Below are 25,187 nucleotides of genomic sequence, written 5' to 3' on the forward strand. Positions count from 1 at the left end.
GAGAACGCCATGTCGCAATCCGTAATCAACGGCGGGCTGAACGTCAAACGCAGCCTGCTGGATGCCGTTTTGGCCGGGCTGATCGCCCTGATCGTGTTCGGGCCTATCGTCGGCATCGTGCTGAACGGCTACAGCTTTAACTTCGAGCCGCACCGGCTGGTGTGGATCATCGTCGCGGTGATGGCCGGGCGGCTGCTGCTGAGCCTGTTCCTGCAAACCGCGCCGGGCCGCAAGGTGCTGGCGCGCTTCGACGGCGGCAACGACGGCGTGTACGTACGTCCGCTGGGCTATAAATCCAATCTGCGCTGGTTCCTGCCGCTGATGGCGGCGATCGCGCTGCTGTTCCCGTTCGTCGCCACCAAATATCTGCTGACGGTGGCGATCCTCGGCCTGATCTACGTGCTGCTCGGCCTGGGGCTGAACATTGTGGTCGGGTTGGCGGGGCTGCTCGATCTGGGGTACGTGGCGTTTTACGCCATCGGCGCCTACGGGCTGGCGTTGGGCTACCAGTATCTCGGGCTCGGTTTTTGGGCGATGCTGCCGCTCGGGGCGCTGATGGCGGCGTTGGCGGGCGCGCTGCTGGGCTTTCCGGTGCTGCGCATGCACGGCGACTATCTCGCCATCGTCACGCTCGGGTTCGGCGAGATCATCCGGCTGGTGCTGAACAACTGGATGTCGCTCACCGGCGGGCCGAACGGCATTTCGGTGCCGGCGCCGACGGTGTTCGGCCTGGAGTTCGGCCGGCGCGCTAAAGACGGCGGGGTGCCGATCCACGAGTTTCTCGGCATCGATTACAATCCTAATCTCAAGTTCATCTTCATCTACGCGATGCTGTTTTTGGTGGTGCTGCTGGTGCTGTACATCAAGCACCGGCTGACGCGCATGCCGATCGGCCGCGCCTGGGAGGCGCTGCGCGAGGACGAGATCGCCTGCCGCTCCCTCGGGCTGAACCACGTGCTGGTGAAGCTGTCGGCGTTTATGTTGGGCGCCTCCACCGCCGGGCTGGCGGGGGTGTTTTTCGCCACTTATCAGGGGTTCGTCAACCCGACTTCGTTCACCTTCTTCGAGTCGGCCCTGATCCTGGCGATCGTGGTGTTGGGCGGCATGGGCTCCACCCTCGGCGTGGTGTTGGCGGCCTTTGTGCTGACGGTGGCGCCGGAGCTGCTGCGCAGCTTCGCCGAATACCGGGTGCTGCTGTTTGGCGTGCTGATGGTGGCGATGATGATCTGGCGGCCGCGCGGGCTGGTGCGCATCAGCCGCGCCAGCTTTGCGGAACGCAAGGGGGTGGCGCCATGAGCGACGCCATTTTGCGGGTGGAACACCTGATGATGCGCTTTGGCGGCATCAAGGCGCTGAACGACGTCAATCTGGAGGTGGAGCGCGGTTCCATCACCGCGCTGATCGGCCCCAACGGCGCCGGCAAGACCACGGTGTTCAACTGCCTGACCGGTTTCTATCGCGCCACCGGCGGCGCGATCCTGCTCAATACCCACAAGCGGCCAACCGATGTGATCCAGGTGCTGGGGCAGAAGTTCCGCGCCGGCGACTGGATACGCCCGAAGCGGCTCGGTTCGCGCCTCTATTACAAGATGTTCGGCGGCACCCACCTGGTCAACCGCGCCGGGCTGGCGCGTACCTTCCAGAATATCCGCCTGTTCCGCGAAATGTCGGTGGTGGAGAACCTGCTGGTGGCGCAGCACATGCAGAGCAACCGCAATCTGATCGCCGGGGTGCTGAATACGCCAGGCTACCGCCGGGCGGAAAGCGCCGCGCTCGATCACGCCTTCTACTGGCTGGAGGTGGTGGATCTGGCGGACTGCGCCAACCGGCTGGCGGGGGAGATGTCCTACGGCCAGCAGCGGCGGCTGGAGATCGCGCGCGCCATGTGCACCGCGCCGGAGATGATCTGCCTCGACGAACCGGCCGCCGGGCTGAACCCGGTGGAGACGGCCGCGCTGAGCCGCATCATCCGCTTCCTGCGCCAGCATCACGGCATCACGGTGCTGCTGATCGAGCATGACATGGGCATGGTAATGGAGATCTCCGATCGGGTGATCGTGCTCGATCACGGCGATGTGATCGCCCGCGGCACGCCGCAGGAGATTCAGCACAACGAGGCGGTGATCGCCGCTTACCTGGGCGCGGACGAAGAGGAGCTGGCGGGATGAGCGAAACGATGTTGGAATTTCGCGAGGTCGATGTGTTTTACGGGCCGATCCAGGCGCTGCGCCAGGTGTCGTTGCAGGTGAACGCCGGGGAGACGGTGGCGCTGATCGGCGCCAACGGCGCGGGCAAGTCCACGCTGTTGATGTCGATCTTCGGTCAGCCGCGTATCGCCGGCGGGCAGATCCTGTTTCGCGGCGAGGACATCAGCCGCCGCTCCACGCACTTTGTTGCCAGCAGCGGCATCGCGCAGGCGCCGGAGGGGCGGCGCATCTTTCCGGACATGAGCGTGGAGGAGAACCTGCTGATGGGCACCATCACCGTCGGCAATCGCTACCTGGAAGAGGATTTGCCGCGCATGTTCGAGCTGTTTCCGCGCCTGAAAGAGCGGCGCAACCAGCGGGCGATGACCATGTCCGGCGGCGAACAGCAGATGCTGGCGATCGCCCGCGCGCTGATGAGCCGGCCGAAGCTGTTGCTGCTGGATGAGCCGAGCCTGGGGCTGGCGCCGATCGTGGTGCGGCAGATCTTCGGGGTGCTGCGCGAGCTGACCCGCAGCGGCATGACGCTGTTTCTGGTGGAGCAGAACGCCAACCATGCGCTGAAACTGTCCGATCGCGGCTATGTGATGGTCAACGGCCAGATCCGCCTCACCGGCAGCGGGGAAGAACTGTTGAACGATCCGCAGGTGAGAAAGGCGTATCTGGGCGGCGGCTGACAGCCGCCTGCGGGCAGGGAAGCCCGCGTTCATTTTTCGGCGTCGCGCTCTTGGCCATCGTACTGCGAGCGGGCTGCCCTGAAGGCGTCGGCGGAGGAGATAATCCACGACCAGAGCGGCAGCATGTTGAGCAGCATTTCTTCCCCCGCCTCGGTGATGGTGTAAACCACGCGGGGCAGTTTTTCCTGATAATCGCAGCGCGATATCAACCCATCCCGCTCGAGATGGCGCAGCGTCCGCGTCAGCATTCTCTGCGTCACGCCCGCTAATTGGCGGCCTAGTTCGCCGTGGCGCAGCGGCCCGTGGGTGCCCAGGAGATGCAATACGCCCAGCGACCAACGGTTGCCCGCATGCGCGAGGATCTCGCGCTTCAATCCTTCATCGTCGTTGCTCAATGCTTCACAGAACGCTTGCGAAAATTGCAGCAGCGCTTCCCGATCGCTCGTCATATTCCTCCCCGGTATCACGCGTGTACCTAATTGAACCCGTTTTTGTCAGCTGTCAGGATGACGCAGTGTCAAGACAGGAGGCAAGCATGAAATCCACAAATCCATCCATCAATACCGTGCTCATACTCGGCGCCGGCGAACTGGGGCTGCCGGTACTGCGAGCGATGAGCCGGCAGGCTCGGTTATCTCCATCTTTAAAAATCAGCGTACTGCTCCGGCCGGAGGCCGCCCGCGCCGTGAGCGGCCCGCTCCGGGCGCGGCGGGATGAACTGGCGCGGCTCGGGATCGCCGTGGTGGAAGGCGATCTGCAGCAAAGCGGTGTGGAGGCGCTGAGCGTGCTGCTGCGCGGCTTTGATGCGGTAATCAACTGCAGCGGCTTCGTCGGCGGGGCGGGCACGCAGATAAAGATCACCCAGGCCGTTTTGCAGGCCGGCGTGGCGCGCTACTTCCCGTGGCAGTTCGGCGTGGACTACGATGTCGTCGGTAAAGGCAGCGGGCAGCCGGTGTGGGATGAACAGCTTGAGGTGCGTCACCTGCTGCGCGCGCAGAGCGCAACGGAGTGGGTGATTGTTTCCACGGGCATTTTCACCAGCTACCTGTTTGACTCGGTTTTTGGCGTGGTGGATGCGGAACGCAAAACCGTGCGCGCGCTGGGTGACTGGCAGTATGCGGTGACGCTGACCACTCCCGAGGACATTGGCCGGCTGACGGCCGCGATTTTTTTCCATCGGCCCGCGTTTCGCAACCAGGTGGTCTATATCGCCGGGGATACGCTGACCTACCGTGAGCTTGCCGATCTTATGCAGGCGCACTGGGGCGTGGAGGTCAACAGAGTCCTGTTGGACAAAGAGCGGCTGCAGGCGGAGGTGCGGAATCATCCGCATGACGTCGGCGCGAAATACCGGTTGGCTTTCGCCCGACCCGACGGCGTGGCCTGGGATAAGGCGAACACCTTCAATGCGCGCCAGGGCATGGCCGCCACCACCGCCGGCCAGTGGCTGGCTTCTCAGGGTGGTTAATCGCCTGTGCGCCGCAGTCAGAACTGGCGCTGCATCCAGCGCACGTTCAGCCGCACCAGCGCGATGATGGCTCTGGAGAGCAGCCGCAGCCCGCCGGGCATGTCGCGGCGGCGAATGTCCAGCAGCAGCACGGTGCGCACCTGCGGGCTGTCGTTCCATACCTCGTGCTCGAAGGTATCGTCCCACAGCATGAACTCCCCTTCGCGCAGCCGGTATTCGCGGCCATCCACCTTCAGCACCGCCGCCGGCGCGCCGTCGGCGCGTTTGGGCATGTCCAGCACCAGATAGCCGCGCAGAATGCCGCGGAACGGGCCGCGATGGGGCGGCACCTGTTTGCCGGGCGCCAGGAAGGAGAGCGACGCGGACAGCACGTCCGGCGAGGAGGCGATCAGCGCCGCCAGCGTCGGGCAGCGTGCCAGGTTGCGGGGGATGGGCTGGCCATAGGCCTTCATGATGAACATGCGCCAGTCGCGCGCGTCGTTGGCGGAGATGGACGCCTGCTGGCTCATGATCTCGTGGAAGCGCGGGATATTGTGCAGATCGTGGGCGACCGTCAGCGCCTCTTCGCGGATCTGCCGCCATTGGGCGGTAAAGCGTTCGGCGTCGGGGAAGAGGGCCGCGCTGTCGAGCACCGGCTGGCCCTGGATGCGGCGATCGTAAACATTGCGCAGGGCAAGTACGGACCAATCATAAATCGCGGACATCATAATGACCTCGCCTCAGGAAACGCCAAAGGGACACTGCGCGGGTCTTCGGCGCGGCGCGTGGACGGCCGGGGAAGAGCGGCAGGAAAAATTGGTACGCTTCAATAGATTAGCACAGCATTTTGGCAACCGTGCGTCGGTGAGCGTGTCGATGGGCGGTGAAAAAAACCACACAATTAAAATGTGACGCGTATCGCATTTAGCGGGCCGGTTGGTTAAAATATCGCGACTTGCCCGCACCTGTCCGGATTTTTTTTACCATGGAACACGCTCCCGTTTCCCGCTCAACCGCCTGGTTGCGCGTGGTCATCCTCGCCGTCTCGGCCTTTATATTCAACACCACCGAGTTTATTCCGGTCGGTCTGCTGAGCGATATCGCCGCCAGCTTTTCGATGCAAACCGAACAGGTCGGCTTGATCATTACCATTTACGCCTGGATCGTCGCCGCCGCCTCGCTGGCGTGCATGCTGCTGACCAGCAAGATCGAGCGCCGCAAACTGTTGATCGGCGTGTTCATGCTGTTTATCGCCAGCCACATACTGACCGCCGTGGCCTGGAACTTTACCACGCTGGTTATCTCGCGCGCCGGCGTGGCGCTGGCGCACTCGGTGTTCTGGTCGATCACCGCCTCGCTGGCGATCCGCGTGGCGCCGCCGGGCAAGAAAGCCCAGGCGCTGAGCCTGCTGGCGGGCGGCACCGCGCTGGCGATGGTGCTCGGGTTGCCGCTCGGGCGGGTGGTGGGGCAGTTGCTCGGCTGGCGCATGACCTTTATCGGCATCGCGGTGTGCGCCACCCTGGCGCTGGTGCTGCTGTGGCGCCTGTTGCCGGTGCTGAAAAGCGAGCACTCCGGTTCGCTGGCCAGCGTGCCGCTGCTGTTCAAGCGCCCGGCGCTGATGGCGCTTTACATGCTGACCATCATTGTGGTGACGGCGCACTTCACCGCCTACAGCTACATCGAGCCGTTTATCCAGACCGTGGCCGGGCTGTCGGAGAACTTCACCACGCTGATGCTGTTGCTGTTCGGCGCCGCCGGCATCGTCGGCAGCCTGCTGTTCAGCCGCTACAGCGAGCGTTTTCCTTCCGGCTTCTTTATCGGCGCCATTACGCTGCTGGCCTTGAGCCTGCTGCTGCTGTTGCCGGCCGCCGGCAGCGAAAGCCATCTGACGGTGCTGTGCATCTTTTGGGGCATGGCGATCATGGCGATCGGCCTGTCGATGCAGGCCAGGGTTTTGAGCCTGGCGCCGGACGCCACCGACGTGGCGATGGCGATCTTCTCCGGCCTGTACAACTTCGGCATCGGCAGCGGCGCGCTGCTGGGCAATCAGGTGAGCCTGCATCTGGGCATGGGCAACATCGGCTTCGTCGCCGCGCCGCTGGCGCTGATCGCCCTCGGCTGGTGCTTGCTGAGCGCCTACCGCAGCGAACGGCTGCAGCACCACCACAGCCGTTAACCTGCCGATTCGGGATGCCGCTGCGGCATCCCGCGCTACATTTTCCTGCTATAAAACAGGCTGCTGCAGCGTTTTATGCTTAACTTTTTTTCATAGTCTGCTAATTAAAAATTTAACTCCGACGCCGCTTCGCTAGCATAGAAAGTCATCAAAAATGTTAATGCGAGGTTAACGGTGAGTGACTCTGTAGCGGCGTCGCCGATCCATGCGCGGGATTTGGCGGCCAGAATCGACGCCTTGCCCGCGTCGGCCGGCCTGTGGCGCTTTATCATTCTGCTGTCGCTGGGCGGCTTTTTCGAACTCTACGATCTGTTCCAGACCGGCTATATCAGCACCGGCCTTATCGCCGACGGCATTTTCCACACCGGCGCGCAGGGCGTCTTCGGCGTGTCGGATCAGGCGGCCTTCGCCTCCGCCACCTTTCTCGGCCTGTTCGTCGGCGCCAGCCTGCTGAGCCCGTACGCCGATCGCTTCGGCCGGCGCGCCACCTTCATGTTCGCCCTGATCTGGTATGGCGCCTTCTCGCTGCTGCTGGCGTTTCAACAGCAGGCGGAGTGGGTGATCTTTCTGCGCTTTCTGGTGGGCGTCGGGCTCGGCATTGAGCTGGTGACCATCGATACCTACCTGACGGAGTGGGTGCCCGCGCACTTGCGCACCCGGGCTTTCGCCTTCGCGTTCTTCGTGCAGTTTCTGTCGGTGCCGGCGGTGGCGCTGATGTCCTGGTGGCTGGTGCCGCAGACGATTTGGGGGCTGAGCGGCTGGCGCTATGTGGTGATCGCCGGCGCGCTGGCTTCGCTGGTGATTTGGCTGGTGCGCAAGGGGCTGCCGGAGTCGCCGCGTTGGCTGGTGCAACAGCGGCGCTATGCGCAGGCCCGGCAGGTAATGCGGGACATGGAACGGCGCTGCGGCGTGGCGGCCGCGGACTTCCCGTCGCGCCCGGTGGACGATGCCGAGGGAGCGCCGCTGCGCGGCCGCTTTCGCGATATCTGGGCGCCGCAGTATCGCGATCGCACGCTGATGCTGGTGGTGATGAATTTCTTTCAGGCCATCGGCTTCTTCGGCTTCGGCAACTGGCTGCCGGCGCTGCTGTCGGGCAAGGGCGCTTCGGTCACCCACAGCCTGCTGTACGCTTTCTTCATCACGCTGGCCTACCCGCTGGGCTCGCTGCTGTGCAGCTTCTACGCCGACAAGATGGAGAATAAGTGGCAGATCGTGTTGTCTTGCCTGGTGACGGTGATCTTCGGCTCGCTGTTCGCGCTGCAGAACAACCCGCTGTGGCTGATCCTGTGCGGCTTCTTCATCACCTGGTCCAACGCCTGGCTGACCTACAGCTACCACTCCTATCAATCCGAGATCTTCCCGACCCACATCCGCGCCCGCGCCGTCGGTTTCTGCTACTCCTTCAGCCGGCTGTCGACGGTGTTCAGCAGCATCATTATCGGCATTATCTTGCAGTACGGCGGTTCGCTGGGGGTGATCGCGTTTATCGTCGCCAGCATGCTGATCGTGATGCTGGTGATCGGGCTGTTCGGCCCGAAAACGCGCGGTATCGATCTGGAAAACATCTGACGTTTTGCGCCGGCGGCGACGCCGGCTTCTTCAGCAAAAAAACTCGCGATCATGCGAAAATTATTCCGTTATCACTGCCTTTACGCCTGCCGTACTGTTAACCCGTACAAAATCCAATTCGATACCGAGCGGGGAACACGTCATGAGCACCCTTACCGCGCCCGATGGCGCACGCATTTTCTATAAGGATTGGGGCCGCGGCCAGCCGATCCTGTTCTCCCACGGTTGGCCGCTGTCCGCCGATGCCTGGGACAACCAGATGCTGTTTTTCGGCCAGAGCGGGTTCCGCGTGATCGCCCACGATCGCCGCGGCCACGGCCGTTCTGATCAAACCTGGCACGGCAACGACATCAACCAATACGCCGACGATCTGGCCCTGCTGATCGAAACGCTGGATCTGCGCGATCTGATCCTGGTCGGCCATTCCACCGGCGGCGGCGAAGTGGCGCGCTACATCGGCCGTCACGGCAGCGATCGGGTGGCGAAGGTGGTGCTGGTCGGCGCCGTACCGCCGCTGATGCTGCAGACGCCGGTCAACCCAGAGGGCACGCCGATGGCGGCGTTTGACGGCATTCGCAGCGGCGTGGCGGGCAACCGCTCGCAGTTCTTCAAAGAGCTGGCGGTGCCGTTCTACGGCTTCCACTGCGACGAGGTGGAGAGCAACGCGGGGCTGATCGACAGCTTCTGGCTGATGGGCATGCAGGGCGGCGTGAAAGGGCAGTACGACTGCGTGCGCGCGTTCTCCGAAGTGGATTACACCGCCGATCTGCTGGCGATCGACAAGCCGACGCTGCTGGTGCACGGCGACGCCGATCAGATCGTGCCGATCGGCGCCTCCGCGCTGAAAGCCGCTAAGCTTATGCAACAGGCGGAGCTGAATGTTTACGCCGGCGGCTCTCACGGTTTGGCGCAGGCCGATCCCGATCGCTTCAACGCCGATCTGCTGGCCTTCATCCAGAATTCGCCGTTTTAAGGAGGCGCGATGAACCTGACTGTTATCGCCGCCCGCTGCGCGCAGCGGCTGCACGCGCCTGCGGTGCGCTGGGTGCTGCTGCTCGCGATCTGCGCCGCCTATATTCAGGGCGGGTTGGTCAAGGCGCTGAACGTTGAGGGCGCCATCGCCGAGATGACCCACTTCGGCCTGCAGCCGGCGGCGCTGTTCGCCGTGCTGGTGACGCTGCTGGAACTGGCGGCGTCGGCGCTGATCCTGAGCGGTTTTTATCGCTGGCTCGGCGCGTTGGCGCTGGCCGGTTTTACCCTGATGGCGACGCTGATGGCCAATCCGTTCTGGCAGTTCGACGGGGCGGAGCGCGACCTGATGATGAACGGATTTTTTGAACACCTCGGGCTGGCCGGCGCGCTGTTGCTGGTGGCATTTAACGATTTGAAGGAGCGAACGGATGGCTGAACAGACGGAAAACAAGGCGGCGGCGGGCGGCTTCGCGCCGCTGAAAATTCCATTATTTGCGGTGCTGTGGGGCGCCACGGTGCTCGGCAACGTCGGCAGTTTTATGCGCGACGTCGCCAGCTCGTGGCTGATCACCGACCTGTCGAGCAACCCTTCGGCGGTGGCGTTGATGCAAACCGCCGCCACGCTGCCGGTGTTCCTGCTGGCCATCCCGGCCGGGGTGCTGTCGGACATTCTCGATCGGCGACGCTTTCTGATCTTCGTGCAAATTCTGCTGGCCTGCGTCAGCGGCAGCCTGTTGCTGCTGTCGCAGACCGGCGCGCTGACGGTGGAATACCTGCTGGCGCTGACCTTCGTCGGCGGTATCGGCGCGGCGCTGATGGGGCCGACCTGGCAGGCGATCGTGCCGGAGCTGGTGCCGCGCGCCGAGCTGAAAAACGCCGTGGCGCTGAACTCGCTGGGCATCAACATCGCCCGCTCCATCGGCCCGGCGGCCGGCGGTTTGCTGCTGGCCAGCTTCGGTGCCGGCGCGGCCTACGGCGCGGACGTGATGAGCTATGTGCTGGTGATCGCGGCGCTGCTGTGGTGGAAGCGGCCGAAGGTTGAGGACAGCGGCCTGTCGGAACACTTCTTCGGCGCCTTCCGCGCCGGGCTGCGCTATGCCCGTTCCAGCCGCGAGCTGCACGTGGTGCTGCTGCGGGCGGCGGTGTTCTTCGCCTTCTCCAGCTCGGTTTGGGCGCTGCTGCCGCTGGTGGCGCGCCGCATGCTGGGCGGCAGCGCCGGTTTTTACGGCGTCCTGCTGGGGGCGGTGGGCGCCGGGGCGATCCTTGGGGCTATTGTGCTGCCGCGCCTGCGCCAGCGGCTGAACGCCGACGGGCTGGTGTTGCTGGCGGCGGTGCTGACGGCGGCGGTAATGGCGGCCCTGTCGCTGGCGCCGCCGCAGTGGTTGGCGGTGGTGCTGCTGCTGGTGCTGGGCGCCGGCTGGATTATTGCGCTGACCACGCTCAACGGCGCGGCGCAGGGCGTGCTGCCTAACTGGGTGCGCGGCCGCGGCCTGGCCATCTATCTGATGGTGTTCAACGGCGCGATGGCGGCGGGCAGCCTGTTGTGGGGGCTGGTGGCGCAGGAGCTGGGCGTGGCCGCCACGCTGCTGGTCGGCGGCGTCGGCCTGTTGGCGGCGGGGCTGCTGTTCCACCGCCTGCGTCTGCCGACCGGTGAGGCCGATCTGCAGCCGTCGAACCATTGGCCGGAGCCGTTGGTTAACACGCCGGTCGAGAACGATCGCGGCCCGGTGATGATTCAAGTGGAGTACCGCATTCGCGAGCAGGATCGGCCGCAGTTCTTGCGTACGCTGCTGATGCTGGAGCGGGCGCGTCGCCGCGATGGCGCTTACGCCTGGGGCATCACCGAGCACACCGGCGATCCGGAATGCATCATGGAGTGGTTCCTGGTGGAGTCCTGGGCGGAGCATCTGCGGCAGCACCAGCGGGTATCGCACGCCGACGCCGATCTGCAGCAGGAGGCGCTGCGCTTCCATATCGGCCCTGAGAAACCGGTGGTGCATCACTTCCTGTCGCTCGACCGGCGTCAGGTGAAGCATTAACTGCACGGCCAGGCGGTGAGAAGGTGCTATGCTTTTGGTCGGTTCGGCGGCGCGGCCGCCGTAAGACGAATGTAGTCAGCACAGGGAGACATATTGATGACGGCACCTTCTGCTTTTGCCCGCGAGCTTGGGCTGCGCTATCCGATCGTTCAGGGGCCGATGAACGGCGCGTCGCCGCCGGCGCTGGCGGTGGCGGTGAGCAACGCCGGGGCGCTGGGATCGTGCGCGGCGGCGCTGTTTTCCCCGGCGGTGATCCTCGAGCGCGTGCAGCAGATCCGCGCGCAGACCGCCGCGCCGTTCAACATCAATCTGTTTCTGCTCGATGAGCAGCACCCGGATCTCGCCGAGCTCAAGCGCGCCCAGCACCTGCTGCGGCCGTTCCGCGAAGCGCTGGGGCTGAGTGAACCGCCCATGCCGACCCAATTCGCCGAAAACAACCGCGACCAGATCGCGGCCCTGCTGGAGGCTGCACCGCCGGTGGTCAGCTTCACCTTCGGCGTGCTGCCGCGCGCGACGGTCACGCAGTTCAAGAAGGCCGGTTCGCGGGTGATCGGCACCGCCACCACGGTGGCGGAAGCCCGCGCCTGGGAAGAGGCGGGCGCCGACTTCGTCTGCGTCTCGGGCGCGGAGGCGGGCGGCCACCGCCCGACCTTCCTTGGCGATATCGAACAGTCCTGCGTCGGCCTGATGGCCCTGCTGCCGCAGGTGGTGGCGGCGGTGAAGATCCCGGCGATTGCCGCAGGCGGCATCATGAACGGGCGCGGCATCGCGGCGGCGCAATTGCTGGGCGCGCAGGCGGCGCAGCTGGGCACCGCATTCCTGTGCAGCCCGGAGTCGGGCATCGCCGAAGCCTGGCGGGCGGCGCTGAGCAACGCCGGCGATGACAGCACGCGCCTGACGCGCGCCTTCAGCGGCCGCCCGGCGCGCGGCATCGTCAATGATTTCATGCGGCAGATGCGCGCGGAAGAGGAGCAGATCCTGCCTTATCCGGTGCAGAACGCGCTCACCGGCGATATCCGCCAGGCGGCGGCCAAGGCCGGGCGCGGGGAGTTTATGTCGCTGTGGGCCGGGCAGGGTGTCGGCCTGGCGCGGCCGATGCCGGCGGCGGAGCTGGTCGCCACCCTGGCGGCGGAGCTGGAAGCGGTGTGACCTCGTCTGCGCGATTTATTGCTGTGGCAATGTAAAAAGACGCCGGGTGAGGTCTGATAAGAGATGAACAGTCCGGCGTTCGCGCCGGACTGTTGGTTTCTTGGCTAGACGAGAATATCGGCGGAAGCGTCGACATGCCCAACGATTTTAACCAGAAAATCAGGCAATTGATTGCCGGAGAGATTGATGGCCAGATCGGTGACATTCTGCTGCGCGTCATAATTCAGCGCCGCTTCATACAACGAGCCGCTTAAACTATCCACGAAGTGCAATTCGCTCCCTTCGGCCTTAGCCGTCTGGTTGAGCCACGACAGGTCGATTTTATCCACCGCCGTCTGGAAATCGCGGATCCAATCCGGCGCGGCGGCTTGGCTGTCGCCGGCTTCGCGGAAGACGAAGGTGTCCGCGCCTGCATTGCCCCAGAGCTGATCGGCGCCGCCGGCACCGTAAATGATGTCGTTGCCTGCACCGCCTTTTAACGTATTGTTCAGCGCGTTGCCCACAAGAATGTCGGCGCCGCTGCCGCCGATGATATTTTCAATCTGCGCGCCGTAGGCGATGGCGATATTCGCCTTCAAGCCGCCGACATCAGAGAATGCGCCTTCGTTAATGTTGATGCGCTGATCCTGGCTGTAGCCTGAAAAATCCAGCGTGTCATTGCCGCCGGCATCCCAGATAGCCGCCACGATTTTGTCCGTGGACGCCTTAACGCTCAAAAAGTCTCGGTCCGTATTCGAGTTGAAACCATAGGTGGTATCGCCGGTGCGCGTGGTGGTATTCGCGCCGTAAAGCTTCTGTATGGCGGTAATATCATCCAGCTGCGGCCCCGATGGCCAAACGCCTTTATAGTCAGCGCTGGTGTATTGTTCGTTAAAATAGCTCATCAAAGAATATTGATGGTCGTCTTCATAATACTTCGCCGAGTTGGCGTAGGTGGGGTAGGTGGCATTTGACGCATCATAATTGCCGGGATGAGAAAGCCCCAACGCATGCCCTATTTCATGAGTCAGCGTATCCCTGGCGTAGTTATTGGTTTGCGGATTGGAGGCGTCGTAGCCGTTATTGCCGCTGATCCAAATGGTGCTTTTTAGATTGCTCTGCGTACTTTCATACGAGGTGTAATTGCCCCCGCTGGCCGCCTTATAAAAACCAAACTTTATATCTGCATTTTTCGCGTCGTTGCCTTTAACCTCGGTGAACGTGATGTTGGCCACATCCGACCAGGATTGTAATGAAAGCTTGGTTTGGGCTTGCTGGGCGGCGGTAAGCTGCGCGGCGCCCGTCTTGTCGCTGCCCGTATAGACGGGGAAAGAGTAGGTCAAGGTAGCCGCATGGTCGGTCACGCCTTTGCCATTGGCGGAATAATGGCTCCTCAGCAGCAGATCTGAAACCTCTTGCGTGGTATATGACGGTTTACTGCTCCCCGCGTGATCGCCTCTTTCATAACGGGTTAAATAATCGGAAATTTTATCGGTCGCTAATGACATATCAAACTCCTTTGGACGTTGACAATATTGCACCTAACGCTCTATATGCTCGTACACAGGTTTGAAAATCAGGGGGTAATTAAAGTGATATCATTGGCTTGCCTCCTTGGTCTGGCTTGAATATTGCGTTCAAGCGGAATATATCCTTATCATTAATCACGGTGAGGAATTAATTGTGCACTGTGATTGAGTTAAAGCAGTATAAACACAATTATTTTATTAATTAGTTATTCTTATATGAATCTTTTACATAAGATATGAGTAAAAGATGTGTTTAAATAACTCGTTGGAATTAAATCTTTATTTAATATTTCTCTGTAATCGGCGCGCGGCGTTTGCGTCGCTGATTTATCTTTCTGCTTTTCCAGCTTTTTATCTGTGAAATGCGGTGAGTAGCCGCCATTGCCGTAACGCATAGAGGCGGCCGCACGCCGGCTGTCGTCATTAATCGGATACGGGATTATTGAGGGCGCCCGCGTACACCGATTAACTTGCCTGATACTTAAAAACTGTAGGTGCCCTGCGCCAGGACGAAGTTCATGTTTTTCAGCCCGGCATGGTGCTGCAGGCTGTTGCTGACGTCGAAGTAGACATAGGCCACCTTGAACTGAAGATCGCTTCTCGGCGTCCAGGTGGTTTCGACCTGGTACTGGTTGCCGATAAAGCGCGAGCCCTGCGCGCTGCCTTTCACCGGGCGCATCGGGCCGAGGTAGAAGGCATCCTCGCGGCGTTGCCGCCATAACGCGTCCCAGCTGAAGTCGATGGACAGGGTTTGCCACGGCGTGATCGTGACCGAAGGATGGATGGCGATCAGGTTCGCCGGCGCCACCAGCCCGTTCTCGGTCAGGTAGGGCAGCTTGGGGTACATGGCGTTAAAGGTATTGAGCTGCCCGTCGTGACCGTTTTTGTCGCCGCTGGCGATACCGATTTTGCCGCCAAAGCGCGGCCGCCAGCGCCAGTTGTTCGCCGTATAGCCGGCGTGCGCCGACGCCGACCAGGCGCGGATGTCGCGCTGTTCCGCGCTGCCGAACTGCCAGGCGGCCTCATTGTCCCAGTCGAAGCCCTGCGCCGCGCCGAAAATGCGCGCGCCGACGGTGTAGCGCCGCTCTTGCCCGCTGAGCTGCGCGTAGTGGGCGTCGTTATCTTCAAAGCCGAAGGTATAAAGATCGAGCGAGGAAGCCAGCGGCGTCAGCGGCGTGGTGCCGTACAGCCCCCACACCTTTTGGCTGTTGTCGGTATCGTCGTCGAAACTGCCGGTTTTGAGCGTAATGGGGTGGCCGATAAAGGCGTCGAGGCGGTTTTTGTCCTTGACCCAACTGGCGCGGATAGCGTCGAAGGAGCGGCGCACGTTGGGGCCGTCGCGGGTGCCCAGCAGGTGCAGCGAGCCCAGCGCAATCTCCTGGCGGCCGATCCGCAGGGTGCCGAGGCCGTAGGCGGTGGGCAGTTTCATATCCACATAGCCCTGGCCGAGGTAGGCATGATCTTCGTCGGTCGGCTTGCGCCCGCGGTCGCGCGGCGTGGCCAGCGACGATCCCACCTGCACATAGGCGCCGATATAGTCGCCGTAGTCGAGGCGCGCGCCAACCAGCAAGCGCTGCATGAAGGTGTCGTCGCGTCCGCCGTTCAGATCCCGCTGATCCGTCCATTCATAGCGCTCGCGCAGTGAACCGTCGAAAGACAACGTGGCCGCATCGCCCAACGGGATGTTTTTCCAGGGGGAAGCGGCGGGCTCCGCCGCCAGCGCGGGGAGCGTGGAGAACAGCAACAGTGCGGGTAGCGTGCGTTTCATCATGGATATCCGAAGAAAAAAGCGCGCCGCAGCGCGCCTTGGGTTTATTTAGCCGTCTGGTGAATTTCGGCGATATAGCCGCCGGGGAAGCTCACCAGCGCCGAGGCGCGGCGTTCCGCCGCCGTCGAACGCCACAGCACCTGCGCGCCGCTGGCCGTCGCTTTGGCCAGCGTGGCCGACAGATCGTCGACGCCATAGCCGGTGCGCTCATGGCCGAACGGATAAGGCAGATGCCCGTCGGTGACGAAAATGCGCGTTTTGCCGAAGCGGGAGTCCAGTTCGATCTGGCGGATCTTGCCGTTGCCGTTACGGCCGATCGCCGCATCGCTGACTTGCGCGTCGCTCGCCACCTTGGCGTGCGAGAATGCCCGATAGCTGTTAAGGAAGTCGTCGACGCGATAGGCGGAGAGGTACAGGCGGTTTTCCGGCACGCTCAGCAGCGGCTTGTAGTTGGGCGCTTTGGTGTGCCAATAAAGCTGCATGTTGACGCCGCCGGGCCACTGGATCACCGCGTCGCGGCCAATCGGATCGTCGAAGGGTTCGACCTGCACATCGGCGCCGGCGGCCTTGGCTTGCTGAATGGCGGCGTCCATATCCCTGACCAGAAAACCGTTGCGCTCAGCGCCAAACGGATGCGGGATCGGCGTTTTGAAATCGAACACCGAGAAGCTGCCGGCCGGCGTAAGTATCAGCTGGGAGTAGGTTTCGCTGGGCGTGGGCGTGACGTTGACCAGCACGCGTTCGGTGCTGGTGCCGCCGAAGGTTTTCAGGATGCTGTCGACAAAGGCATCCATCTTGCCGCGTTCGACGTAGACATGGGTGGTGTCATACTGCGGCCCTACGGCGACAGACGCCGTATCGGCCGCCCATGACATCGCCGGGAGCAGCAGAGCAAGGGCCGATATTCTCAGCCGACGAGAAGAAATGCCGATAATATGTTGCATGTTGACCTCCAGGTAGCGGTTATATTCCTGAGTGAAGCGTAATTTTCCATGAGCTTTCCCGTCGGCTGAAAAAATAAAAACCAAAAGCGCAATGCGCGCCGTGAAACATTAACGAAGGGCAAACGTCAGGCGCCCAGGCGAATATCGCGCAGGTGCAGAACATCTATTTTTATGGCGTAAAACGATGGGGCGCCTTTGCCGGCCAAACCCGCTGCCGCTAAGGGACGGCGATGATGAGACCCGCCTCGTCGCGTGTTGAGGTGTATCGAGGATAATCCATAACGGTCATCTCCTTGATGGGATATATCGCATTAACGATGTGAGTTTACGCTCTTCATTGCCCTCTAAATATAAATACAGCATTAAAAGAATTGCCGCCCATCAAATTTTTATATGACTTGTTGAGTAAATACGAATAAGCGGGAAAAGAGAATATCGCGGCGCCTGACAGGGCTGACGGAGAGGGGGAGGCGGTGTTTATCTCGGGAGAGAAAACGGCCTGCCGAAGCAGGCCGTTGGAGGGCGTTACGCCAGATCGAAACGATCGAGGTTCATCACTTTGTTCCAGGCGGCGACGAAGTCGTGGGCGAACTTCTCTTGCCCGTCGGCGCTGCCGTAGACTTCGGCCAGCGCGCGCAGCTGCGCGTGCGAACCGAACACCAGATCGACGCGGGTGCCGGTCCATTTAACCGCGCCGCTGCGGCGATCGCGGCCTTCGAACAGGCCGTCCTCACCCGCCGGATGCCAGGTGGTGCCCATGTCGAGCAGGTTGACGAAGAAGTCGTTGGTCAGCGCCTGCGGGCGGTGGGTGAACACGCCGTGCTGCGTGCCGCCGACGTTGGCGCCGAGCACGCGCAGCCCGCCGACCAGCACCGTCATTTCCGGCGCGGTCAGGGTCAACAGCTGCGCCTTGTCGACCAGCAGCGTTTCGGCCGGCACGCGGTATTTGCCCTTCAGGAAGTTGCGGAAACCGTCGGCGAGCGGCTCCATCGCCTCGAAGGAGTCCACGTCGGTCTGTTCCTGCGAGGCGTCCATGCGGCCCGGGGCGAACGGCACCGTCAGGGTGAAACCGGCGTTCTTCGCCGCCTGTTCCACGCCCGCCGCGCCGGCCAGCACGATCAGATCCGCCAGCGAGACGCGCTTGCCGCCGGTCTGCGCATCGTTGAAGGCGCGTTGGATGCTCTCCAGCTTGGCCAGCGTCGCGGCGAGCTGCGCAGGTTGGTTGACCGCCCAGTCCTTTTGCGGCGCCAGGCGAATGCGCGCGCCGTTGGCGCCGCCGCGCTTGTCTGAGCCGCGGAAGCTGGAAGCGGAAGCCCAGGCGGTGGAGACCAGCGCCGACACCGACAGGCCGGAAGCCAGCACGGCGTTTTTCAGCGCGGCGATGTCCTGCTCATCGATCAGCGGATGATCGACCGCCGGGATCGGATCCTGCCAAATCAACGCTTCCTGCGGCACTTCCGGGCCGAGGTAGCGCGCGCGCGGCCCCATGTCGCGGTGGGTCAGCTTGAACCAGGCGCGGGCGAAGGCGTCGGCCAGCTCCTCCGGGTGCTCATAGAAGCGGCGCGAAATCTTCTCGTAGGCCGGATCGAAGCGCAGCGACAGGTCGGTGGTCAGCATGGTTGGGCGGCGTTTTTTGTTGGGATCGAAGGCGTCGGGAATGGTTTCACCGATGTCTTTCGCCACCCACTGGTGCGCGCCGGCCGGGCTTTGGCTCAGCTCCCATTCGTATTCGAACAGGTGGCGGAAGAAGTCATGGTTCCACTGGGTCGGGGTGGTGGTCCAGGTGACTTCCAGGCCGCTGGTGATGGCGTCTTTGCCGACGCCGGTGCCGAAGGTGCTGTGCCAGCCGAGGCCCTGCGCTTCCAGTCCGGCGGCTTCCGGATCGGCGCCGACGTGAGACGCCGGGCCGGCGCCGTGGGTCTTGCCGAAGGTGTGGCCGCCGGCGATCAGCGCCACGGTTTCTTCGTCGTTCATCGCCATGCGGGCGAAGGTTTCACGGATGTCGCGCGCGGCGGCCACCGGATCGGGATTGCCGTCCGGGCCTTCCGGGTTGACGTAAATCAGGCCCATCTGCACCGCCGCCAGCGGGTTTTCCAGATCGCGGTCGCCCGAGTAGCGGCTGTTCGGCCCGCCGCTCAGTTCCAGCCAGATCTTCTCAGAGCCCCAGTAGACGTCGTCCGGCTCCCAGGTGTCGGCGCGGCCGCCGGCGTAGCCGAAGGTTTTGAAGCCCATCGATTCCAGCGCCACGTTGCCGGTCAGGATAATCAGGTCGGCCCAGGAGATGTTGCGGCCGTATTTCTGCTTGATAGGCCACAGCAAACGGCGCGCCTTGTCGAGGCTGACGTTGTCCGGCCAGCTGTTGAGCGGGGCGAAGCGCTGCTGGCCTTCGCCTGCGCCGCCGCGGCCGTCGCCGATGCGGTAGGTGCCGGCGCTGTGCCAGGCCATGCGGATGAACAGGCCGCCGTAGTGGCCGAAGTCCGCCGGCCACCATTCCTGCGAGTCGGTCATCAGGGCGTGCAGATCCTGTTTGACCGCCGCCAGATCGAGGCTGTTGAAGGCATCGGCGTAGTTGAAGTCTTTATCCATCGGATCGGACAGGGGGGAGTGCTGGTGCAGCGGTTTCAGGCTGAGCTGATTAGGCCACCAATCCTGATTGGTGGGGCCGTTCTGCGGTGCGGGCTGCTTGCCGCCCGAAAACGGGCATTTGCTTTCAGTTGTCATAATGCGCTCTCTGCTTCCGTAAAGATGCTCCAGCCGCCGGGCGTGGAGCGGTTAACAAGGCATGCGGGTAAGGCTTGCGTCGGGTGTTGCGCTAAATAACTGAACTCAATCGATTGACGTCACCCTCGCCGCCAACGGGCAAAGGGGGACATAGGGCTAAGCTTAGTCAGCGGCGGCGGAGAGATAAAATAGGAATGAGTGAATATTGTGATAGCTTGCGGCGATTTATGGGTGTGCTATTGATAGTCAACACGCCGCGTTATCGGCGCCGCAACATGAACGCGAGCACCGCGTCCGCCAGCTTGCCGAACGGCGCGCGCAGCAGGTCGGTAAAGCGCCAGCGGCTCTGGATGAAAACGCCTTTGGCGTGGCTCAGCGCCCGAAATCCTTCGATGCCGTGACAGGCCCCCATGCCGCTGGGGCCGATGCCGCCGAACGGCAGATCGTCCTGGGCGAAGTGCAGCAGGGTGGCGTTGATGCTGACGTTGCCGGAGGCGGTGCGCGCCAGCAGCCGGTCCCGATCCTCGCCCGGCGGGCCGAAGTAGTAGAGCGCGAGCGGGCGGGGCGCGGCGTTGATAACGTCGATCGTTTCATCAAAGGCGGCGTAGGTGCGTACCGGCAGCAGCGGCCCGAAGATCTCTTCTTGCATGATCGCGCTGTCATCGGGGGCGCCGACGATAAGCGTAGGGGCCAGCGTGTTCGGCCGTTCAGACGCCGAGTCGGGGCGGTGGCCGACCGGATGGATTTTCGCGCCGCGCGCCTGTGCGTCGGCAAGCAGCGCTTGCAAGCGGCGATAGTGCCTGTCGTTGATGATGGCGCCGTAGTCGTCGCCGGTTGGCCCGTCGGGATAAAAGCTTTTAACCGCCGCGTCATAGAGCGCCATGAAGCTTGCCAGATCGTCCTGATGAACCAGCAGGTAATCGGGCGCGATACAGGTTTGGCCCGCGTTCGACAGCTTGCCGAACGCCACGCTCTTGACGTTTCTGGCGTTAACCGCGCCGCGCGCCATAACGGCAGGGCTTTTGCCGCCCAGTTCGAGCGTTAACGGCACCAGATGTTTGCCGGCCGCCTGCATGACCTGACGGCCGATCGCCGTGCTGCCGGTGAACACCAGATGGTCGAACGCCAGCTCGCTGAATCTGGCCCCGACGTCCGGCCCGCCGGTCACGACGGCGACCTCATCGGCGGGAAACAGCGCCGCCAGCATCGTTTCGATCAGGCGGCTGGTATGCGGCGTGAGCTCCGAAGGTTTCAGCATCACGCGGTTGCCGGCGGCCAGGGCGGTGGCCAGCGGGATGAAGGTCAACGAGAAGGGATAGTTCCACGGCGCCATGATGCCAATCACGCCCTTGGGCTGATATTGCACATAGGCGCGTGCGGCCTGATACGGCAGGGCGACGTGGCGGCGCTCCGGCTTCATGAAGCGTTTCAGGTTGCGCAGCAGGTAATCGATCGCCTGAACGGTGACCAGAATCTCCAGAATGTCGGTTTCGTAAGGCGAACGGTGGCCGAAGTCCGCGCTGACGGCCGCCGCCAGCGCGGCGCGCTGGGCCAGAATGGCGCTCCGCAAGCGGCGCAGGGCGGCCTTGCGCTGTTGCATCGTCGGCGCGCCGTCGCGCAGGAAGGCGTGGCGCTGGGCGGCAAGCCGCGGCTCCATCGTCATGAGGATGTCATCTCCCTGCACTTGAATTCTCCTGATGCCGAGTGAAAGCGGGAATGCGGTTTGCCGAATTGGGTTTGACCTTAAAGTGAACTTTAAACCTATACTCGTTAAACGATCAACGCAAGATCGTCGGCCAACCGGGATGAGGGAGCCAGAGATCCCGGTGCCGTGCGCAGTATAAACCTTCTTTTTTAACCAGAGTGTAAATGGGAGAAACGACATGGGTTATGTAACGACCAGCGATGGCGTCGAGATTTTCTACAAGGATTGGGGCCCAAAAAACGGCAAGGTTATCTACTTCCACCACGGCTGGCCGCTGTCCAGCGATGACTGGGATGCCCAGATGCTGTTCTTCGTGAACAAAGGGTTCCGCGTGGTTGCGCACGATCGCCGCGGCCACGGCCGCTCCAGCCAGGTGTGGGAAGGGCACGACATGGATCACTACGCCGATGATGTCGCCGCGGTGGTAAAACACCTCGGCGTACAGGGCGCCATGCACGTGGGCCACTCGACCGGCGGCGGCGAGGTGGTGCGCTACATCGTGCGCCACGGCGAGGACAAGGTGTCCAAAGCGGTGCTGATCAGCGCGGTGCCGCCGCTGATGGTGAAAACGGACAGTAACCCGCAGGGCACCCCAAAATCGGTATTCGATGATTTCCAGGCGCAGCTGGCCGCCAACCGGGCGCAATTCTATTACGACGTGCCCGCCGGCCCGTTCTACGGCTATAACCGTCCGGGCGCCAAACCGTCGGAGGCCATTATCTGGAACTGGTGGCGGCAGGGCATGATGGGCGGCGCCAAGGCGCATTATGACGGCATCGTCGCCTTCTCGCAGACCGATTTCACCGAAGATCTCAAGAAGATTGCCATTCCGGTGCTGGTGATCCACGGCGACGACGACCAGGTGGTGCCTTATCAGGATTCCGGCGCGCTGTCGGCCAAGCTGGTGCAAAACGGCACGCTCCATACCTATAAGGGCGCGCCGCACGGCATACCGACTACCCATGCCGATCAGGTCAACGCCGATCTGCTGGCGTTCGTGAACAGTTAAGCGCGAACAAGCACTTTTGCTCCGCCCTGAGTGGGCGGAGTTTTTTTCATTGCGATGAGGAACGCCAATGCAAACGATCCTGGGCGCCAGTGGCCAGATCGCCCAAGAGCTGGCGCGTGAACTGAAGCGCGCGTACACCGATGATTTAAGATTGGTCAGCCGCAACCCGAGGAAGGTCAACGACAGCGATACGCTGGTCGCGGCCGACCTGCTCGATGCACAGCAGACCCTGGCGGCGGTGAAGGGCAGCGACGTGGTGTATTTCGCCGCCGGCCTGCCGCCGGATTCGGCGCTGTGGGAGCGGCAATTTCCGACCATGCTGCAGAATGCGTTGGACGCCAGCCGTACCGCGGGCGTGCCCTTTGTTTATTTCGACAATACCTATATGTATCCGCAGAACGGCGAGCCGCAGACGGAATCGACGCCGTTCGCGCCTCGGGGGCGCAAGGGACGGGTGCGCGCTCTGATGACCGAGAAGGTGCTCGACGAGATGGAGCGCAAACAGATCCCCGTGCTGATCGGCCGTGCGCCCGAGTTTTATGGGCCGGGAAAAACGCAGAGCTTCACCAATGCGCTGATCGTCGACAGGCTGAAAGCGGGGGAAAAACCGCGCGTGCCGGTTCGCGACGACAGGCTGCGCACGCTGATCTGGACGCCCGACGCCAGCCGTGGGTTAGCCCGGCTCGGCAATACGCCCGACGCGTTCGGCCAGACGTGGCATCTCCCGTGCTGCGACGAGCGGCTCACCTATGCGCAGTTCGCCGCGTTGGCCTGCGAGGTGTTTGGGAAGGAGATTTCATATTCCGTTATCGGCAAATGGGCGTTGATCGCCGCGGGGTTGGTTTCGTCCGGGGCGCGAGAGATGCGCGAGCTGCTGCCGCGCTACGAGCACGATAACCTGTTCGACTCGACCAAGTTCAAACAGCGTTTTCCCGACTTCGCCGTCACGACGTATCGCGCCGGGCTGGAAACGATTTGGCGGGAGTGGAAAAACGCGCAAGCGCCGCGCTGAGGCGTCCGTCGCGCCATGAGCAGGCGCATTCGGCACCCTGTCATCACTCTGCCCTCATGATCCTCTCGCACCGTCTCGATCGGCGTGAGCGAGCCTCGCCCTTCGCCGGGCGGGGCTTTTTATTGGCTGCGGCAGCGCGTCACCAGTGATAGCTGATGCCCATATCGAGTTTGTCTGACGCATCGACGCCGGGGGCGTGCCGAGAAAGGTTATTGAATTCATAGTTAATAAACACCTGCATGTTGCTATTGAGCAACCAGGTCACGCCCAACTCCTCGTAGTTCAATAAGTCGGTGTTGCGGCCTGCCCGGGCCTGTATCAAACGGGTATAGCCGATGTTGGGTTGGATGTGGTCCGTCAGCCGGTATTTGGCGAGTGCTTCATAACTGGACGCCGAGCCGCGGTTAGCGGTTTGTTGCGGGCTGATGGCGTTGTCGCTTTGGGTGAACACGGCCGCGAGATAGATTTTTTTCGACGCATAGAGAACCCCCTCGGCCAGCGTATCGATGCGCCGACGATAGCCGGCGGCGCGTTGCTGCCGCTGCGTGGTTTGAGACGCCGAAGCGGCGGCGATGAGGCTGAGCGTCGGCGTCAGCGCATAGCGGAAGGAGGCGCCGAACCCGTTGCCGTTTTGTTTGCCCAGCGCCTGTCGATCGTCGCCGTCTTTGAACTGATACTGCAGCGCGAGGGCGGCGTGCCGCTGAAACAGGCTGAAAGGTTTGCGGTAAGTGAGCAGGTTGTGCGCCCGGCCGCGCATAAAGTTGTCGATGTAGTTGTAGGCCATTTCTCTGAACAGCGGGGAGCGATCGGTCAGGGCGGTCACATCATAGAGCACGCCCCAGTTGCGGCCGATATCGAGGCTGCCCAGGGCGGCGTTCTGCACGCCGAGGTAGGCGAGCCGGGTGCTGTTTCGGGTGGCGTCGGCGAAGCTGACGGTATATTCCCAATGGGCGTAGGCCCGCCAGCGCGGCGCGATCTTTTTTTTGCCGATCAGGCCGAAATAGAGATAGCTGCGGTCGCCGTCGTCGCGTTCGCTTTGGCCGCTGTAGCGTCTGGCGATAATCGTGCCGTAGAAATTCAGGCTGCTGTGTTGCGATACCGTCAGCGGCACGGCGAAGGCGCTGCGCGGCAACAGGGCCAGCAGCGGGAGCCACAGGCTCGCCGAAAAAGCGCGAGGATTGCATTTTATCATGATGACGCCGTCCCTGTGCGCGGCAAGCCGGCCGGCTTGCCGTCCTGGTGAAGCTTAAGCGTGCGTGACGTGTTTAAAGTAGCTGACGATCCCCTGCGTGATGGCGGTGGCGATTTTATTTCGGAATGCAGGGGTGCCCAGCAGCCTTTCTTCCTCGGGGTTGGTGATGAACGAGGTTTCCACCAATACCGAAGGAATGTACGGGGATTTCAACACCACGAAGGCCGCCTGTTCGGTATTTTTGGCATGCAAATGATGGATGGGCGCAATATGTTGGATCAGGTGCGAGCCCAGCGTCAGGCTTTCTTTGATGGTTTCCGTTTGTTCCAAATCAAACAGTATCTTCTGCAAATAGCGATCTTTCTTGATGACGTGGGGGCCGGCGAGATCGTCCGCCGCGTTTTCACTGTTCGATAAGTATTTCGCCATCGCGCTGCTGGCGCCCTTAGTGGAAAGCGCAAAGACCGAAGCGCCGCAGGCGCTGGGGCAGGTAAAGCCGTCGGCGTGAATCGACATGAAAAGATCCGCGCCATGCCGGTGCGCGATCTCCACCCGATCGTACAGCGGAATAAAAACGTCGCTGTCGCGCGTCAGGCGGGCATCGATGCCGTGTCGATCGAGCTGCGCCCGCACGTTTCTGGCGATCGCCAGAACGACATGTTTTTCCAGCGAACCGGTGTGGCCAATGGCGCCGGAGTCGATGCCGCCATGGCCGGGATCCAACATGACCAGGAATCGTTTCCGCGCACCCTGAGGGCCCGCCTGTTTTTTGGGGCGTGGCAAGCCGTGGGCGCTAGCCAGCGGAGAAACGGCGCTATTGAGCGCCAGAGCCGCCAGCCCGGCCAGCATCATTCTGCGGCGGGACAAGCGCGTGTTCAAAAGGTCCTTCTTAGCCATAAGGTTAACCCGCATAAAGGGAAGGTTGTTTTGTTATAACATAACAATTCATGCCGGCATCATCGTCGTCTGTTAGCGCCTGTTACTTTTAATGTCATTCTATAAATCAACCGGTTTTTTATACTGAATATAGTTATTTGATTGGGTGTTTATATTGTGATTTATTTGTATTGTATTTGTTAATTCTTATTTTGAAAC

21 protein-coding genes are annotated in these 25,187 nt (G+C 62.3%); 12 read left to right on the forward strand and 9 right to left on the reverse strand.

Going from position 1 to position 25,187, the window contains the following annotated elements; translation table 11 throughout:
• Positions 1–9: 9 nt before the first annotated feature.
• From livM to ACJ8M3_RS01730, 3 genes are read left to right on the forward strand one after another with little or no spacing between them, the layout of a single operon-like run.
• The gene (gene livM, locus ACJ8M3_RS01720) at positions 10–1,296 is read left to right on the forward strand and encodes a high-affinity branched-chain amino acid ABC transporter permease LivM (protein WP_033643751.1); all 1,287 of its coding nucleotides are present in this window, start codon (positions 10–12) and stop codon (positions 1,294–1,296) included.
• Complete coding sequence (locus tag ACJ8M3_RS01725) at positions 1,293–2,168, forward strand: ABC transporter ATP-binding protein (RefSeq protein WP_033643750.1); 876 nt, start codon at positions 1,293–1,295, stop codon at positions 2,166–2,168. Before livM ends, ACJ8M3_RS01725 begins: the two co-directional genes overlap by 4 nt.
• Entirely contained in the window at positions 2,165–2,881 is a 717-nt protein-coding gene (locus tag ACJ8M3_RS01730; RefSeq protein ID WP_033643749.1) for an ABC transporter ATP-binding protein, read from the forward strand. Before ACJ8M3_RS01725 ends, ACJ8M3_RS01730 begins: the two co-directional genes overlap by 4 nt.
• A 29-nt stretch (positions 2,882–2,910) precedes the next feature.
• Here the strand turns inward: ACJ8M3_RS01730 and ACJ8M3_RS01735 are convergent, their stop codons facing one another.
• Entirely contained in the window at positions 2,911–3,330 is a 420-nt protein-coding gene (locus tag ACJ8M3_RS01735) for a winged helix-turn-helix transcriptional regulator (protein WP_033651871.1), read from the reverse strand.
• Positions 3,331–3,416: 86 nt separating this feature from the next.
• On the opposite strand from ACJ8M3_RS01735, the gene ACJ8M3_RS01740 reads away from it, so the two are divergent.
• Positions 3,417–4,349, forward strand: coding sequence for an aromatic alcohol reductase (locus tag ACJ8M3_RS01740; protein ID WP_046687440.1), 933 nt, complete (start codon positions 3,417–3,419; stop codon positions 4,347–4,349).
• Positions 4,350–4,366: 17 nt separating this feature from the next.
• On the opposite strand, the gene ACJ8M3_RS01745 is transcribed toward ACJ8M3_RS01740, so the two are convergent.
• A complete protein-coding gene (locus ACJ8M3_RS01745; protein ID WP_046688516.1) occupies positions 4,367–5,053 on the reverse strand; it encodes an aspartyl/asparaginyl beta-hydroxylase domain-containing protein in 687 nt (228 codons plus the stop codon).
• Between the two features lie 260 nt (positions 5,054–5,313).
• Here ACJ8M3_RS01745 and ACJ8M3_RS01750 point away from each other — a divergent pair, with 260 nt between their 5' ends.
• From ACJ8M3_RS01750 to ACJ8M3_RS01775, 6 genes are all read left to right on the forward strand, one after another.
• Positions 5,314–6,504 (forward strand): sugar transporter, encoded by a 1,191-nt coding sequence (locus ACJ8M3_RS01750; RefSeq protein ID WP_046687439.1) that lies wholly within the window; start codon positions 5,314–5,316, stop codon positions 6,502–6,504.
• Positions 6,505–6,678: 174 nt separating this feature from the next.
• Complete coding sequence (locus ACJ8M3_RS01755; protein WP_028128351.1) at positions 6,679–8,073, forward strand: MFS transporter; 1,395 nt, start codon at positions 6,679–6,681, stop codon at positions 8,071–8,073.
• 142 nt (positions 8,074–8,215) lie between these two features.
• Positions 8,216–9,046: an alpha/beta fold hydrolase gene (locus ACJ8M3_RS01760; RefSeq protein ID WP_033643745.1), complete on the forward strand. Its 831-nt coding sequence runs from the start codon at positions 8,216–8,218 to the stop codon at positions 9,044–9,046.
• Between the two features lie 9 nt (positions 9,047–9,055).
• Positions 9,056–9,481, forward strand: a complete 426-nt coding sequence (locus tag ACJ8M3_RS01765) for a DoxX family protein (protein ID WP_089194947.1) — start codon at positions 9,056–9,058, stop codon at positions 9,479–9,481.
• Positions 9,474–11,084 (forward strand): MFS transporter, encoded by a 1,611-nt coding sequence (locus ACJ8M3_RS01770; protein WP_033643743.1) that lies wholly within the window; start codon positions 9,474–9,476, stop codon positions 11,082–11,084. The genes ACJ8M3_RS01765 and ACJ8M3_RS01770 overlap by 8 nt, the downstream gene beginning before the upstream one ends.
• Positions 11,085–11,180: 96 nt before the next feature.
• Positions 11,181–12,233 (forward strand): NAD(P)H-dependent flavin oxidoreductase, encoded by a 1,053-nt coding sequence (locus ACJ8M3_RS01775; RefSeq protein WP_089194946.1) that lies wholly within the window; start codon positions 11,181–11,183, stop codon positions 12,231–12,233.
• Between the two features lie 104 nt (positions 12,234–12,337).
• Here ACJ8M3_RS01775 and ACJ8M3_RS01780 read toward each other — a convergent pair whose 3' ends face one another.
• From ACJ8M3_RS01780 to ACJ8M3_RS01800, 5 genes are all read right to left on the reverse strand, one after another.
• Positions 12,338–13,720, reverse strand: coding sequence for a serralysin family metalloprotease (locus ACJ8M3_RS01780; protein WP_033643741.1), 1,383 nt, complete (start codon positions 13,718–13,720; stop codon positions 12,338–12,340).
• A gap of 502 nt (positions 13,721–14,222) precedes the next feature.
• Positions 14,223–15,512, reverse strand: a complete 1,290-nt coding sequence (locus ACJ8M3_RS01785; RefSeq protein ID WP_089194945.1) for an alginate export family protein — start codon at positions 15,510–15,512, stop codon at positions 14,223–14,225.
• Between the two features lie 41 nt (positions 15,513–15,553).
• Positions 15,554–16,453 (reverse strand): glyoxalase, encoded by a 900-nt coding sequence (locus tag ACJ8M3_RS01790; RefSeq protein ID WP_180995546.1) that lies wholly within the window; start codon positions 16,451–16,453, stop codon positions 15,554–15,556.
• Between the two features lie 525 nt (positions 16,454–16,978).
• A complete protein-coding gene (katG, locus tag ACJ8M3_RS01795) occupies positions 16,979–19,174 on the reverse strand; it encodes a catalase/peroxidase HPI (protein ID WP_069100327.1) in 2,196 nt (731 codons plus the stop codon).
• Positions 19,175–19,433: 259 nt separating this feature from the next.
• A complete protein-coding gene (locus ACJ8M3_RS01800; protein ID WP_033643737.1) occupies positions 19,434–20,837 on the reverse strand; it encodes a coniferyl aldehyde dehydrogenase in 1,404 nt (467 codons plus the stop codon).
• 220 nt (positions 20,838–21,057) lie between these two features.
• Here ACJ8M3_RS01800 and ACJ8M3_RS01805 point away from each other — a divergent pair, with 220 nt between their 5' ends.
• Both ACJ8M3_RS01805 and ACJ8M3_RS01810 read left to right on the forward strand, forming a co-directional pair.
• Positions 21,058–21,888, forward strand: a complete 831-nt coding sequence (locus ACJ8M3_RS01805) for an alpha/beta fold hydrolase (RefSeq protein ID WP_033643735.1) — start codon at positions 21,058–21,060, stop codon at positions 21,886–21,888.
• A 67-nt stretch (positions 21,889–21,955) separates the two neighbouring features.
• Positions 21,956–22,900, forward strand: a complete 945-nt coding sequence (locus tag ACJ8M3_RS01810) for an NAD-dependent epimerase/dehydratase family protein (RefSeq protein ID WP_033643734.1) — start codon at positions 21,956–21,958, stop codon at positions 22,898–22,900.
• A gap of 139 nt (positions 22,901–23,039) precedes the next feature.
• On the opposite strand, the gene ACJ8M3_RS01815 is transcribed toward ACJ8M3_RS01810, so the two are convergent.
• Both ACJ8M3_RS01815 and amiA read right to left on the reverse strand, forming a co-directional pair.
• Positions 23,040–24,092: a porin gene (locus ACJ8M3_RS01815; protein ID WP_033651859.1), complete on the reverse strand. Its 1,053-nt coding sequence runs from the start codon at positions 24,090–24,092 to the stop codon at positions 23,040–23,042.
• A gap of 54 nt (positions 24,093–24,146) precedes the next feature.
• Positions 24,147–24,989: an N-acetylmuramoyl-L-alanine amidase AmiA gene (gene amiA, locus ACJ8M3_RS01820; protein ID WP_033643732.1), complete on the reverse strand. Its 843-nt coding sequence runs from the start codon at positions 24,987–24,989 to the stop codon at positions 24,147–24,149.
• Positions 24,990–25,187 lie beyond the last annotated feature (198 nt).

The organism is Serratia sp. CY55921 (assembly GCF_052167655.1).
In the GTDB taxonomy this organism is placed as follows: domain Bacteria; phylum Pseudomonadota; class Gammaproteobacteria; order Enterobacterales; family Enterobacteriaceae; genus Serratia; species Serratia ureilytica.